Here is a 14,017-nt window from a genome sequence, read left to right as displayed (position 1 = left end):
CAGCCGCTACCGCTTAGGAGCAACATGTCCCTCCCCCTGACCCGTCGGATCGCCCGTGCCGCGCTGCTGCTCGCAGCCGGGACAGCTCCCGTGGTCGGTGCGGCCGGCGCGGCCAGCGCCGCGGGCCTGGAGTCCGTGCCGCAGCTGGACACGCTCACCGCGCCGGACGCCGTCGCCCCGGCCGCCGCCACCGACGCGGCGGGTGACGTCGCCGCCACCGCCACGGACACCGCGGCGAAGGCCGCTCCCGCCGCCGACCTGACGGGCACGGCGGGCGGTCTGCTCGGCGGGCTGCCGGCCACGAAGGACCTGCCGGTGGGCCAGCTGCCCGCGACCGGCGACCTCCCCGGCGGCCTGCCGGGCGGTCTTGCCGGAGGTCTGCCGGGCGGCCTGCCCGGCGGGCTGCCCGGCGGTCTGCCGCTGGGTGGCTGATCACCGCACGGGCGGAAAACACCGAGGGGCCGGGAGTGCGAACTCCCGGCCCCTCGGGCCGTCTGCGGCCGCTGCCGCGGTCCCGGGCCGGCCGGCCCCGATCCGCGGCCGTCCCGGCTCAGCCGAGGCGCTTGACCGCGGCCTCGACCCGCTCGTCGGTGGCGGTGAAGGCGACCCGGACGAAGTTCGCGCCCGCCTCCCCGTAGAAGTCGCCCGGCGCCACCAGGATGCCCAGCTCCGCGAGGTGGGCCACGGTCTGCCAGCAGGGCTCGTCCCGGGTCGCCCACAGGTACAGGCTGGCCTCGCTGTGCTCGATCCGGAAGCCGTGCGCCTCCAGGGCCGTGCGCAGCGCGTCGCGGCGGGCGGCGTAGCGGGCGCGCTGCTCCGCGACGTGGGCGTCGTCGCCGAGGGCCGCGACCACGGCGTTCTGGACGGGCGCCGGCGTCATCATGCCGCCGTGCTTGCGGATCTCCAGCAGTTCGCCGAGCACGTCGGCGTCACCGGCGATGAAGGCGGCCCGGTAGCCGGCCAGGTTGGACCGCTTGGAGAGCGAGTGGACGGCCACGAGGCCCTCGTACGAGCCGCCGCACACCTCGTCGTGGAGGACGGAGACGGGCTCGGCCTCCCAGCCCAGCTCCAGGTAGCACTCGTCGCTGAAGACCAGGATCCCGTGCTCGCGCGCCCAGGCGACGATCCGGACCAGCTCTTCCTTGGGGATGACCTTGCCGGTGGGGTTGGACGGGGAGTTGAGCCACAGCAGCTTCACCCCGGCCGGGTCCAGCTCGGTGGGGTCGTCGTACACGACCGGCTCGGCCCCGCACAGCCGCGCGCCGACCTCGTACGTCGGGTAGGCGAGCCGGGGGTACGCGACCTTGTCGCCGGCGCCGAGGCCCAGCTGGGTCGGCAGCCAGGCCACCAGCTCCTTGGAGCCGACCACCGGCAGCACGTTGCGGTGTCCGGCGGCGCTCGCGCCGAGACGGCCGCGCAGCCAGCCGGTGATCGCGTCGCGCAGCGCGACCGTGCCCCACACCGTCGGATATCCCGGCGAGTCGGCGGCCGCGACGAGGGCGCGCTGGATCAGCTCGGGCACCGGGTCCACGGGCGTGCCGACCGACAGGTCGACGATCCCGTCCGCGTGGGCCGCCGCAGTCGCCTTGTACGGCTCCAGCTTGTCCCAGGGAAAGGCGGGAAGACGGTCGGATACTGCGGCCACGGTGGTCTCTGCTCTCTGTGCGTGCTGGGGTCGAAGCGGGCGGGGGCTGGGCCGGTACGGAAATGGCTCGGTCCCGCGCGGCGGAATGCCGTACGGGACCGAAGCACGCGTTCCGCCTGGGGCGGTGACCGTCAGTGGCCTTCGCCCATGGGCGGCAACGCGGCGATGAAGGGGTGATCGCGCTCGATCAGGCCCAGCTTCGAGGCACCACCGGGCGAACCGAGCTCGTCGAAGAACTCGACGTTCGCCTTGTAGTAGTCCTTCCACTCCTCCGGAGTGTCGTCCTCGTAGAAGATGGCCTCGACCGGGCAGACCGGCTCACACGCACCACAGTCGACGCACTCGTCCGGGTGGATGTACAAGGACCGCTGGCCCTCGTAGATGCAGTCGACGGGGCACTCTTCGATGCATGCCTTGTCCTTGACGTCGACACAAGGCTCCGCGATGACGTAGGTCACGCTCTCGTTCCTCCTCGGTAGGGCTTTCCATATCGCGCGGGAGCGCGGCGTCGTCGATGCCCGCACCTAGTATCTCCGTTCCCGGGCACGATCCGAACAGGAGGGGCGGACAGAGCTGTGGAAATCACTGCCGGTGGGCTGCTGGAGATCCGTATTACCCCGGCTGACGTGGGGAAACGAGTCTCTGTACGACGGGTGGAGGCTGGCCGGAGCGGCCCCCCGACGTTCATGGACACCGTCGGTGTTCTCACATCCTGGAACGATGGTGTGCTGACCATCACACGTAAGGATGGTACGTCCGTCCGCATCGCGGAATCCACGCTGGTCGCGGGCAAGACGGTGCCCGCGGCGCCCGCCCGCAGGAGGGGGCCCGCGGCCTCCTTCGAGGAGCTCGCACGGGTCACGGCGCGGGCCTGGCGGCCGCTGGAGAGCGAGCAGCTGGGCGGGTGGACCCTGCGCGCGGCCGGCGGCTTCACCCGGCGGGCCAACTCCGCGCTGCCACTGGGAGACCCCGGGATACCGGTCCCGGAAGCACTCGACCGGGTGACGTCCTGGTACGCGGAGCGCGGACTTCCCGCGTACGTGCAGGCCGCCACGGGCGCCGCGGGCACCCAGGAGCTGCTGTGCGCGGAGCTGGAGCGGCTGGGCTGGGCCAACGAGGTCTCGGCGCAGGTGCGGATCGGGGCGCTGGCCCCGATCGCGGACGTGGACGCGGACGTCTCGGACGTACGTCTGACCCGCGCCCCGGACGAGGAGTGGCTGGCCCGGTACGGGCGGGTCCGGGACCCGGAGCTCGCCCGGCGGATGCTGGTGGAGGGGCCCTCCGTGTGGTTCGCGTCCCTGGGCTGCGGCCGGGCGGTCGGGCGGATGGTGGTGGACGGGCGGTGGGCCGGTTTCGGCGCGGTGTCCGTGGACCCGGAGCACCGGCGGCAGGGGCTGGCCACCGCGGTGATGGCGGCGCTGTCCCGGCGGGCGCTGGAGGAGGGCGCCTCGGCGGCCTGGCTCCAGGTCGAGGCGGAGAACCCGGGCGCGCGGGCCCTGTACGACGGGATGGGCTTCGCGACGCACCACGCGTACCACCACTACCGGGCGGCGAAGTGAGCTCCGCTTCGCGGCGGCGGTTCGCGGAGGAGGTCCGCTCGGAGCGGCCGGACCTGGCGCTGCTGTGCCTGCTGCTGGCGGCCGAGGCGGATCCCGATCTCGACGAGCGAGCCATGGACTGGGCGCAGATCGAGCTGGACCGGCTGGCGGGGATGCTGCCGTACGGGCTGCGCGGCGCGAAGGCGTGGGCCTCGGCGGTGACGGAGCTGCTGGGGGGCCGGATGGGGTTCCACGGGACCCCGGCGGACTACGACCGGCTGTCGTCCTCGCTGCTGCACGAGGTGCTCAGGCGCCGGCGGGGCCTGCCGATCCTGCTGTCCGTCGTCTGGCTGGAGGTGGCGCGGCGGGCGGGCGCGCCGGTGTACGGGCTGGGCCTGCCGGGGCACTTCGTGGTGGGCTTCGGGGATCCGGAGGAAGCGGTGGTGGTGGACCCCTTCGCGGGGGGCGCGGCGCCGGGCACCGGCCCCGCGGAACTGGCCGCCGGACCGCGCACCCCGGCCCGCACCCTGGACATCGTCCTGCGGATCCTGAACAACGTCCGGGCCTGGGCCTCGTCCCGGCCGGAGCACTCGGCGGTCGCCCTGTGGGCGCTGGACCTGTCGCTGCTCCTGCCCTCCCACCCGGCCTCGCTGCGCTACGAGCGGGCGCGGCTGCTGGTGGAGCGGGGGGAGTTCGTGACGGGGGCGGCGGAGCTGGACGCGTACGCGGAGATCGTGCGGGCGGTGGACGCCGGGGCGGCCGACCGCATCCGCGCGGAGGCCCTCTCGGCCCGCGCCCTCCTGAACTGACGCGGCCCGGGCCGGGCCGGGCTGGTCGGGCTGGCCGGGCCGGGCCGGGGCCCGGGCGCGGACTTCTAGAGCCAGCCCTTCTCGCGGGCCGTGCGGACGGCTTCGGCGCGGTTGCGCGCCGCGAGCTTCTGGATCGCCGTCGAGAGGTAGTTGCGGACCGTGCCCGGGGACAGGTGGAGCCGCTGGGCCAGTTCCGCGTTCGTGGCGCCGAACTCCGCCGCCCGCAGGACCTCCCGTTCCCGGTCCGTCAGGGGGTTCGCGCCCTCCGCCAGGGCCGCCGCCGCCAGGGTGGGGTCGATGACGCGCTCGCCCGCCAGCACCCTGCGCACCGCGTCCGCCAGCTGCGCGGCCGGGGCGTCCTTGACCAGGAAGGCCGAGGCTCCCGCCTCCATCGCGCCGCGCAGGTAGCCGGGGCGGCCGAAGGTGGTCAGGATGACGATCCGCAGCCCCGGCAGCTCGGCCCGCAGGGCGGCCGCCGCCTCGATGCCGGTCATGCCCGGCATCTCGATGTCCAGGAGCGCGACGTTCACGTCGTGGGCGCGGGCCGCCGCCACCACCTCGTCGCCGCGGGCGACCTGGGCCAGCACCTCGATGTCCGGTTCCAGGCCGAGCAGTGCGGCCAGTGCCTCCCGGACCATGGACTGGTCCTCGGCGAGGAGGATCCTGATGGGCCGTGAGGTCATGGGGCCGATCCTAGGGGGTGTCCTGTCGGTCAAGCCGGGCCCCCCAGGGGGACGCGGGCCAGCAGCCGGAAGCCGGTCCTGCCCGCCGGGCCCGCGGCCAGGGTGCCGCCCACCGCCTCCAGACGTTCCGTCAGGCCCGTGAGGCCGTTGCCGGGGACCGCGGCGCCGCCCGAGCCGTCGTCGGAGACGGTCAGTTCGGCGACCGGTCCCGCCAGGGTCTGCCGGACGCCCAGGGTGACCGCGCACCGCCCGGCCCCGCTGTGCCGGACCACGTTCGTCACGGCCTCGCGCAGCGACCAGGCCAGGGCGGATTCCACGTCCTCGGGAAGCTCCTGCGTCCACCCGGCCGGGAGGTCCGCCAGTACGCCCGCCGCTGCCAGCGCGGTCCGGGCGCCGGCCAGTTCGCCGGGCAGGGTCGGACGCCGGTAGCCGCTCACGGCCTCCCGTACGTCCACCAGCGCCTGCCGGCTGACCCGTTCGATGTCCGCGACCTGCTGCGCGGCCGCCTCGGGCCGGTCCGGGAGCATCCGCCCCGCCAGCTCGCTCTTGAGCGTGATCAGCGACAGCGAGTGCCCCAGCAGGTCGTGCAGGTCCCGGGCCATGCGCAGCCGTTCCTCGTTGGCCGCGAGCTGCGCCACCGTGGCCCGGGCCTGGCGGAGCTCTATGGTCGTACGGATCATCGCGCGGACGCCGATCATCGCGAACCCGCCCATCAGGGACGGGATCAGCAGGCCGGCCAGGTACTCGTCGCCGCCCGGTACGGCGAAGGCCGTGGCCGTGAGCACCGCGGTCGCGGCGGGGACGGTCCAGCGGGAGATCTCGCCGGGCAGCGCGGCTCCGGAGGAGATGGCCACGTAGACGAAGAGCACCAGCCATTCGCGGCCCAGGGTCAGGGAGAGGACGGTGGCCTGGGCGGCCAGCACCGTCACCGAGAGCAGGACCCGGCGGACCGGCATCTGCCGTGCGGAGCGCAGGACCAGGATCAGGTACCAGACGACGAAGGCCGCGAGGCCCAGGCCGCCGAGCAGCCGGGCCCCGAGGCTGTGTCCGCCGCGGATCAGGTCGGTGACGGGCGCGCTGAGGTAGAAGAGCCACAGGCCCGTCCAGGTGAGCTTCACGACCCTCTGGCGGCGGTTCTCCGACGGCATCGCGATCCGCAGGGCGCGGTTGTTGCGCCCATCGGCCCGTTCCGCCGCGTACCTCACGTCCGTCACGCTCGTCACCGTCATGCCTTCAGCGAGTCCTTGCGGTACAGCCAGGCGGCGGCACCGGTGAAGAGTACGAAGTACACCGCGAGGATCGCCACGTCCTTGGCGTGCGGCGCGCCGCCCAGCTCGATGGCCTGGCCGAGGCCCGCGTAGGCGTGGGTCGGCAGCCACTCGCAGATGTTTCGCAGCCACTGCGGGAAGTTCGCGGTGGGCATCCACAGGCCGCCGAGGATCGACAGGCCGAAGTAGAAGAGCATCGTGATGGGGCGGACGGTGTCCCCGCTGGCCAGGTAGCCGATCGCCACGCCCAGGGCGGCGAAGACGAGGCTGCCGGCCCAGATGGAGCCGGTCAGGGCGAGCCACTGCCAGGCCTCGAACCGTACGCCCTTGACGGCCGCGGCGACCGCGAAGACGACGAGGATGGACGGGAGCGAGAGGACGCCGGCGCTGGCGGTCTTGGCGAGCACGTACCCGCGGCCGGGCAGGGCGGTCAGCCGCAGCTGGCGGACCCAGCCCTTCTCGCGCTCCTTGGCGATGCGCTCGCTGTTGCCCATCAGGACGGCGGTCAGGGCGCCGAAGGAGGCCATGGCGACCATGTAGAAGGCGGGCATGGTCAGTTCGGTGCCCATGACCTTGGTCGTGCCGTCCAGGGTGCCGCCGAGCATCAGGAAGAGGGCGGCCGGGTAGAGCACCGTGAAGAACAGGTACTTCTTGTTGCGCAGGGCGCGGGTGATTTCGAGCTTGACGAGCTTCGTCGTTCCGGTGGTCATCATGATGCGTCGGCCTCCTCGGCCTCGGTGAGGGCGATGAAGGCCTGCTCCAGACCCAGCCCGGCGACTTCCAGGTTCCGGGGGTAGAGGCCCAGGGCGTAGACGGCGTGCACGGTCGCGTCGGCGTCGCGCGACTGGAGCTTCACGGTGTCGCCGCGGCGCTCGTAAGCGGTCAGGTGCGGGAGGGCGCGCAGCGCCGCCTCGTCGACGGGGCCGTCGGTGAGGTCGAAGGCGATCTTGCGGGCGCCCGCCTTGGCCTTGATCTCGGCGGCGGTGCCGTCGGCGAGCAGCCGGCCCTTGTTGAGGACCAGCACCCGGTCGGCGATCGCGTCCGCCTCCTCCAGGTAGTGGGTGGCGAAGAGGACCGTACGGCCCTGCGCGGCCTGCTCTCGCATGGTGGCCCAGAAGGCCTGCCGCGAGGTGACGTCCATGCCGGTGGTCGGCTCGTCGAGCACGATCAGGTCGTTCTGGCCGGCGGTGGCGAGGGCGAAGCGGACGCGCTGCTCCTGGCCGCCGGAGAGCTTGTTGACGAGCCGGTCCGCGATGCCGTCGACCCCGGCGCGGGCGAGCACCTCGTCGACCGGGAGCGGCCGGGGGTGCAGGGAGCAGCCGAGCGTGACGAGCTCGCGTACGGTGACGTCCTCCATCAGGCCGCCGCTCTGCAGCATCGCGCCGACCCGGCCGGCGGCGATGGCCTCGCGGGGGGTGGAGCCGAAGAGCCGGACGCTGCCGGTGTCGGCGGGGCGCAGGCCGAGCAGCAGGTCGAGGGTGGAGGACTTGCCGGCGCCGTTGGGTCCGAGGAGTGCGACGGTCTCGCCGGGGTGGAGTTCGAGGGAGAGGCCGTCGACCGCCCGTACGGCGCCGTAGCTCTTGGTCACGTTCTCGAAGCTCACCACGGTGCCGGTGCCGGGGGTCCTGGCGGCGGCTGGTTGCGTCGCGGTTGTCGTCGTCATGGGTCGAGGTTCGCCCGTACGGGGGTGGGCGCGGCAGTGTCTCCGGTCGTGACTGCCGCATGACAGTTGTCATGTCGCGGACGTGACAGAGCCCCCGCCCGGGGCCGGGCAGGGGCTCTGGCGTGCGGTTTCGCCGCCGGGTCAGCTCGCGTTGGTGTCGATGACCACGGTCCGTTCGGCGGGGGTCTTGCCGCGCAGGGCCTTGGTGAGGGCGCCCGCGACGTCCTGCGGGGTGACGGCGGTCTTCTCGCCGGTGCCCCGGGTGATCAGGACCCCGTCGAAGGCGGTGGTGTACGCCGCCTTCAGCGCTTCGAGGTCGTACTTCTCGACGAGGTGGCCTTCCACGACCTGCATGCTGAGGATCTTGGGCAGCGACTTCTGGCCGAAGGGGACGGACTTGTTGCCGGCCTTGACCGTGGCGATGCCGGACATCGCCGGTTCGGCGAACTCGTTCATGGCCCGGGTCAGTTCGGCCTGGTCGACGGCCGGTTCCTTGGTGGCGGACGGGAGCTCGACGGGGGTGGCCTGGCCGGTGGCGACCATGTCGCGGAAGGCCTTCTTGACCAGGTCGACGGAGCCGTCGACGTCGAGGGTGGTGCCGGCCTTGCCGGGGACGGCGACGGCCTTGCCCGTGTCGAACTTGATGGTGCCCTCGGTGGCCGAGCCGGCGGTGCCTGCCAGTTCCTGGAGGGCGACCCGCAGCTTCTCCTCGTCGGCCGGCATGACGGCGTCGGCCTTGCGCTCGTTGCCGAGGAGGGAGCCGATGACGGTGACGGGGTTGTAGTCGCTGCCCGTCGCGTTGCGGACGGTGGTCTGGCTGTCGAGGGTCAGACCGGCCTTCTCGGGCTTGAGCTCGACCGGCTTGCCGGCGACGGTGAGCTGGAGCGGGGCGGTGGCGCGGCTGCCGAAGGCCGTCTGGATCTTGGTGACGGCCTCGTCCCGGGTGCCGCTGATGTCGACGCCGAGGACGGTGGTGCCCTTGGGGACGTCGGAGTGGTTCAGGAGCAGCCCGGCGCCGTAGGCCACGCCGACGAGGGCGATGAGGCCGCCGCCGATGATGACCAGCTTGGAGCGGGGCTTCTTGGCGGGCTTGGCGGGGGCCTTGGGGGCCGGCCGGGTCTGCTGCGACGGCTGCGGGGCGGGCGGCGGTACGGCCGGTCCGGAGGCGGGGGCGCCTGCCGGGCCGCCGGGGCCTGCGGGGCCGCCGGGGCCGAAGGGACCGCCGGGTCGCGGGCCGCCGGGGAACGGGGCGTCGGCGAACGGGGCGTCGGGACCCGGACCGTCGGCCATGGGGCCGCCGGTCATCGGGCCGCCGGTCATCGGGCCGCCGGTCATCGGGCCGCCGGTCATCGGGCCGCCCTGGCCGGAGCCGCCCGGGACGCCCGGGCCGGGGCCCCCGGGGCGGGGGCCGCCGGCCGGCGGGGCCTCCGGGCCCGGCCAGCGCGGTGCCGCGTCGGCGCCGACGGGTGCGGTGCCCATGGCGGGGCCTCCGGTGGGCCCGGCCGGTTCGGTGAAGGCGGGGAAGGCCTCGGTGGCCGGTCCGTTGTCGTACGCGGGGTAGCCCTGCGGGGTCCCGACACCGGGGCCGCCGACGGCGGGGGCGGGGGCGGGCGGGAAACCACCGCCGGGGCCGCCCCCGGGGCCGCCGGGGCCGCCATGGCCGCCGCCGGGCGCCGGGGCGTCCCTGCGGGGGCCCGCCGGCGGGGGCGGGAAGCCGCCGCCCGCCGCGGGCGCGCCGGGAGCACCGGGCGCGGAGCCGTGGCCGGCGCTCGGCGGGAGCGCGGGGGCGCCGGTTCCGCCGGCCGGGGGCTGCGGCGCGGCCGGCTTGCGCGGGGCGAACCAGTTGCTGGCGGGCTCCTCGGAACCGCTCGCGGCCGGGGCCGGGGCGGGCTGCGGGGACCGCACGGGCAGCGGCCCGGGCGCCGGGGGCGGCGGGGCGGGCGCCGGTGCGGGCTCGTCCGCGGCCGGTGCGGCGGGCGCGGCGGGCGCCTCGGCGTCCTTCACCGGCTTGCGCACCACGACGGGCGGGATCGGCCGCGAACCCGGGATGTTGATCCGGATCCGGGTCGTCAAGGTGGTCTCGGTCTTCGGCCCGTCGGAGTCGGGCGTGGACGGCTTCGAAGTCACAGAGTTCTCCTCCGGGGCGGTCGCCGCAGCGTCCGTGGACGGATACTGGCCGGTTCCATACGGCGGCGTACCCGAGGGGTAGGCGGCTCCACCGTGCCCTTGGGGCCCGGGGGACGAACTGTCAGTTTCACGACTCAAGGCAGGTTCTCCCGGTTGGCTCCGCCGCCCGTCATACCTTGCGCGGGCAGCTCGGCGGCCCGTCCACCATACTGGCCGCCGCCCGCGCGCAACTGTCCGGCGGGAATCAGAGATTCCCTTTGACCTCCTTCGCGGGGGTCCTCAACAGTCCGTCAAACCCCCGCAAGCCATCCCCGATCGGAGCCGGGCCGAGTTCAACGGCAGGTCACCGGCGGGGCTTCGCGGCCGAAACCGGCCGGTCGACCGGCCCGCGCATCGTGGCACAGATCACAGCGGCGGCCGTGCCCCCCAAAAGGTATGCGTACATACCGATTCCGGACGAACTGAGCAGGAAATCCCCTTCGGGGCGGGGCAGGCTGAGCGCCACGTAGGCGAGGAACCAGCCACCCGCCGCGGCGCCCACCCCGATCCCGGTCCCGGTCGCGATCCGGCCCGCGAGGAACACCCCGAGCAGGGCCAGCAGGGCCAGCAGCAGGCCGCCCGGGAACCACAGGTCCACCACGATCCAGCCGGCGAGTCCGTTCAGCGCGCCCGCGGCCAGCAGGCCCAGCAAGGTCGCGATCCGCCCGGGGGTCAGGGTCGTGGTCATGCCGTCACCCCCGCGAAGAGGTCCCGCTCGCGCTCGCCGGCCGGGGTGCCCGGCTCGCCGGCGACCAGCTCGTAGTACTCGCGGGCGAAGAGCGGCTGGGCCAGGTCGTTCGACAGGGCGAAGAACGGGCCAGCCACGACGATCTGGGTGGCGTGCGCCCGCATCGCGGCGGCCTTGGCGGCGACGAACGCCTCGTCATCGATCTCGGCGGTGATCCGCTCGTCCGCGACCACTCCGGGGACGTCGTCCGGCTCGGCGAGCCCGGGGAAGGGCGCCTCGCCGCCGGCCGCGCGGAGCTCGGCGAAGCCCTCCTCGACCACCGAGCGCGGCACCCGGTTCCAGTAGATCTTCCCGATCGTGTGCGCCGCGCCGAGATCGCGGCGGTACGCTCCCTCGCCGGCGAGCTCCGCCGCGCGCATGGCGACGCGGTGGGCCTGGATGTGGTCGGGGTGCCCGTAGCCGCCGTCGGGGTCGTAGGTGACGAGCACCTGCGGGCGCAGCTCGCGGATCACCTCCACGAGGTAAGCGGCCGCCTCGTCCACGTCGGCGGACCAGAAGGCGCCGGGCCGGTGGTTCTGCTCGGCCCCCATCATCCCGGAGTCGCGGAAGCGGCCGGGGCCGCCGAGGAACCGGTGGTCGGTGACGCCCAGTTCCGCCATGGCGGCGGCGAGCTCTCCGATCCGGTGGGTGCCCAGGGCGTCGTCGCGGTCGGCGGCCAGATGGGCGAGACCGGGCGGGATGACCTCGCCCTCCTCGCCCAGCGTGCAGGTCACCAACGCGACGTGGGCGCCCTCGGCCGCGTACTTGGCCATGGTGACGCCGTTGTTGATCGACTCGTCGTCCGGGTGCGCGTGCACGAGGAGCAGACGACGGGCGGGAAGACCGTTCATGGGGGTCAGCCTACGAGCTGAGCCCTAGAACTTGAGCCCACTGATCATGCTGGCCACGTTCGACGTCAGCTGGCTGAGGGTCGGCGCGATGGTCGAACTCGCCAGGTAGAAGCCGAGGAGCACGCACACGAAGGCGTGTCCCGCCTTCAGCCCCGACCTCCGCACCAGCAGGAAGACGACGATCGCCAGCAGCACCACGGCCGAGATCGAGAGTGCCACGGCGTTTCACCTCCACGTCGAGCGGACATCGGTACGCGTACTCGTGCTCGGCAGACTCATACCCACCGTGCGCTACGGATCATAACTATCCGTACCAGCGCATCGATCGAATTCCGGCAGCACAAGGGGCGCACGCCGCGCATGTCCAGGGGCACGGGGGAGGCCGGCCGGAGAGGCTGTACGCCTCTCCGACCGGCTGTCGGCACCCGCACGGCCGCACCCGGCCCAGGCTGCCCGGCTCATATCTCGGGGCAGAAACGGTCAAGTTGCCGCCAGGTAAACCGAGTTGCCGCCACTGGGGGCGAGGGCGCCCCGCATATTCGGGGTGGCCGGAAATGATTGCTCCCCGTCGGCCGGCCCCGCCGACGCTCCCCCGGCTCCGTGAGGGCGGCCGGGCGGGCTACTCCTTCGACAGCGGGGCCGTCGGCGGTGGCGGCGGTGGCGGGGGGAGGTCGCCCGGGGCCGGGACCACCTGCTTCTCGGCCGCGAAGTGGCAGGCGGAGGGGTGCGCCGCCGGGCCCGACGGGAAGACCTCCGGGACCGCCAGCAGCGGTACCTCCGCCGCGCACCGCTCCTCCGCCTTCCAGCAGCGGGTCCGGAAGCGGCAGCCCGAGGGCGGGTTGGCCGGGGAGGGGACGTCGCCGGAGAGGATGATCCGCTCCCGGTGGGCGCGCGCCTCGGGGTCGGGGACCGGGACGGCCGACAGCAGCGCCTGGGTGTACGGGTGGGTCGGGTGGTCGTAGATCTGGGTGTCGCTGCCGATCTCGACGATCCGGCCCAGGTACATCACGCCGACCCGGTCGGAGATGTGCCGCACGATCGAGAGGTCGTGCGCGATGAAGACGTAGGACAGGTCGAACTCGTCCTGGAGCCGCGCCAGCAGGTTGATGACCTGCGCCTGGACGGAGACGTCCAGCGCGGAGACCGGCTCGTCCGCGACGATGATCTCCGGCCGCAGCGCGAGGCCGCGGGCGATGCCGATGCGCTGGCGCTGGCCGCCGGAGAACTGGTGCGGGTAGCGGTTGATGTACTCCGGGTTCAGGCCGACCACGTCCAGCAGGTCCTGGACCTGGCGGCGCCGGTCGCCCTTGGGGGCCACCTCGGGGTGGATCTCGTACGGCTCCCCGATGATGTCGCCGACCGTCATGCGCGGGTTCAGCGAGGTGTACGGGTCCTGGAACACCATCTGGATGTTGCGCCGGACGGCCTTCAGGGCGCGGCCCGAGAGCCTGGTGATGTCCTCGCCCTTGTACGAGATCACCCCCGCGGTCGGGCGCTCCAGGTTGACCAGCATCTTCGCGACGGTGGACTTGCCGCAGCCGGACTCGCCGACGATGCCGAGGGTCTCGCCCCGGCCGAGCTGGAAGGAGACCCCGTCGACGGCCTTCACGGCGCCGACCTGCTTCTTGAAGAGGACGCCCTGGGTCAGCGGGTAGTGCTTGACCAGGTCCCGCACGTCCAGGATGGCTTCAGGCACCGAGGCACTCCTTCCAGAAGAAGCACGCGCTGGTGCGGTCCGGGGCGACCTCGGCGAGCGGCGGGACCTCGGCCCGGCAGACGGCCTGGGCCATGGGGCAGCGGGGGTTGAAGGCGCAGCCGGGCGGGATGGCGAGCAGGTTGGGCGGCAGTCCCTTGATGGCGTAGAGCTCCTGCCCCTTCTGGTCCAGGCGTGGGATCGAGTCGAGCAGGCCGCGGGTGTACGGGTGCGCCGGGCGCTTGTAGATCTCGTGCACGGGCGCCGACTCGACGATCCGGCCCGCGTACATGACGGCGATCTTGTCCGCGACGTCGGCGACGACGCCGAGGTCGTGGGTGATCAGGATCAGGCCCATGTTCAGCTCGCGCTGGAGCTCGGCGAGCAGGTCCATCACCTGGGCCTGGACGGTGACGTCGAGGGCGGTGGTGGGCTCGTCCGCGATGATCAGGGAGGGTTCGAGGGCCAGCGCCATCGCGATCATGATGCGCTGGCGCATGCCGCCGGAGAACTGGTGCGGGTAGTCCCCCACCCGCTCCTTGGCGGCCGGGATCTTGACCCGGTCCATCAGCTCGATCGCCTTGAGCCGGGAGGCCTTGCGGGAGAGGCCGCGGTGGACCTCGTACATCTCGGCGAGCTGCGCGCCGACGCTGAGGACGGGGTTGAGCGAGGAGAGGGCGTCCTGGAAGATCATGGCCATCTCGGCGCCGCGGATCTTCCGGCGTTCCTCCTCCTTCGTCTTCAGCAGGTCCTTGCCCTTGAACAGGATCTCGCCGCCCGCGATCCGGCCCGGCGGCACGTCGAGGATGCCCATGACGGCCTGGGCGGTCACGGACTTGCCCGAGCCCGATTCGCCGAGCACGGCGAGGGTCTCGCCCTCGTCCACCGAGTAGGTGACGCCGTTGACGGCCTTGGCGACTCCGTCGCGCGTGCGGAACTCCACATGGAGGTCGCGGACTTCGAGCAGCATGGTG

At 73.4% G+C, this 14,017-nt stretch carries 15 protein-coding genes; 3 read left to right on the top strand and 12 right to left on the bottom strand.

What is annotated here, in order from left to right:
- The first annotated feature begins 24 nt into the window (after positions 1-24).
- A complete protein-coding gene (locus tag ACZ4TG_RS26680; protein ID WP_468167107.1) occupies positions 25-432 on the top strand; it encodes an ATP-binding protein in 408 nt (135 codons plus the stop codon).
- A gap of 118 nt (positions 433-550) precedes the next feature.
- Here ACZ4TG_RS26680 and dapC read toward each other — a convergent pair whose 3' ends face one another.
- On the bottom strand, positions 551-1,645 hold the full coding sequence (gene dapC / locus ACZ4TG_RS26675) for a succinyldiaminopimelate transaminase (protein WP_468167105.1): 1,095 nt from the start codon (positions 1,643-1,645) through the stop codon (positions 551-553).
- Between the two features lie 131 nt (positions 1,646-1,776).
- A complete protein-coding gene (gene fdxA / locus ACZ4TG_RS26670; RefSeq protein ID WP_030291119.1) occupies positions 1,777-2,103 on the bottom strand; it encodes a ferredoxin in 327 nt (108 codons plus the stop codon).
- A gap of 117 nt (positions 2,104-2,220) precedes the next feature.
- Here fdxA and ACZ4TG_RS26665 point away from each other — a divergent pair, with 117 nt between their 5' ends.
- The gene (locus tag ACZ4TG_RS26665; protein ID WP_468167103.1) at positions 2,221-3,204 is read left to right on the top strand and encodes a GNAT family N-acetyltransferase; all 984 of its coding nucleotides are present in this window, start codon (positions 2,221-2,223) and stop codon (positions 3,202-3,204) included.
- Complete coding sequence (locus tag ACZ4TG_RS26660; RefSeq protein WP_468167101.1) at positions 3,201-3,992, top strand: transglutaminase family protein; 792 nt, start codon at positions 3,201-3,203, stop codon at positions 3,990-3,992. The genes ACZ4TG_RS26665 and ACZ4TG_RS26660 overlap by 4 nt, the downstream gene beginning before the upstream one ends.
- Before the next feature lie 65 nt (positions 3,993-4,057).
- On the opposite strand, the gene ACZ4TG_RS26655 is transcribed toward ACZ4TG_RS26660, so the two are convergent.
- The 10 genes from ACZ4TG_RS26655 to ACZ4TG_RS26610 form a co-directional block, all read right to left on the bottom strand.
- Positions 4,058-4,675, bottom strand: a complete 618-nt coding sequence (locus tag ACZ4TG_RS26655; RefSeq protein ID WP_468167099.1) for a response regulator transcription factor — start codon at positions 4,673-4,675, stop codon at positions 4,058-4,060.
- Between the two features lie 29 nt (positions 4,676-4,704).
- On the bottom strand, positions 4,705-5,823 hold the full coding sequence (locus tag ACZ4TG_RS26650) for a sensor histidine kinase (protein WP_468167301.1): 1,119 nt from the start codon (positions 5,821-5,823) through the stop codon (positions 4,705-4,707).
- Positions 5,824-5,900: 77 nt separating this feature from the next.
- Entirely contained in the window at positions 5,901-6,656 is a 756-nt protein-coding gene (locus tag ACZ4TG_RS26645; RefSeq protein ID WP_468167097.1) for an ABC transporter permease, read from the bottom strand.
- Positions 6,653-7,606, bottom strand: coding sequence for an ABC transporter ATP-binding protein (locus ACZ4TG_RS26640; RefSeq protein WP_468167095.1), 954 nt, complete (start codon positions 7,604-7,606; stop codon positions 6,653-6,655). Before ACZ4TG_RS26640 ends, ACZ4TG_RS26645 begins: the two co-directional genes overlap by 4 nt.
- Positions 7,607-7,747: 141 nt before the next feature.
- Positions 7,748-9,871, bottom strand: a complete 2,124-nt coding sequence (locus ACZ4TG_RS26635) for a peptidoglycan binding domain-containing protein (RefSeq protein ID WP_468167093.1) — start codon at positions 9,869-9,871, stop codon at positions 7,748-7,750.
- 205 nt (positions 9,872-10,076) lie between these two features.
- On the bottom strand, positions 10,077-10,460 hold the full coding sequence (locus ACZ4TG_RS26630; RefSeq protein ID WP_468167091.1) for a DUF6113 family protein: 384 nt from the start codon (positions 10,458-10,460) through the stop codon (positions 10,077-10,079).
- Complete coding sequence (mshB, locus tag ACZ4TG_RS26625) at positions 10,457-11,350, bottom strand: N-acetyl-1-D-myo-inositol-2-amino-2-deoxy-alpha-D-glucopyranoside deacetylase (protein WP_468167089.1); 894 nt, start codon at positions 11,348-11,350, stop codon at positions 10,457-10,459. Before mshB ends, ACZ4TG_RS26630 begins: the two co-directional genes overlap by 4 nt.
- A gap of 24 nt (positions 11,351-11,374) precedes the next feature.
- A complete protein-coding gene (locus ACZ4TG_RS26620; RefSeq protein ID WP_468167087.1) occupies positions 11,375-11,569 on the bottom strand; it encodes a hypothetical protein in 195 nt (64 codons plus the stop codon).
- Between the two features lie 400 nt (positions 11,570-11,969).
- Complete coding sequence (locus ACZ4TG_RS26615) at positions 11,970-13,046, bottom strand: ABC transporter ATP-binding protein (protein WP_468167085.1); 1,077 nt, start codon at positions 13,044-13,046, stop codon at positions 11,970-11,972.
- A complete protein-coding gene (locus ACZ4TG_RS26610) occupies positions 13,039-14,013 on the bottom strand; it encodes an ABC transporter ATP-binding protein (RefSeq protein ID WP_468167083.1) in 975 nt (324 codons plus the stop codon). The genes ACZ4TG_RS26615 and ACZ4TG_RS26610 overlap by 8 nt, the downstream gene beginning before the upstream one ends.
- Positions 14,014-14,017: the final 4 nt, after the last annotated feature.

This window comes from Streptomyces sp. NPDC028314 (genome assembly GCF_055565795.1).
This window is presented reverse-complemented; position numbering and strand designations above follow the sequence as displayed.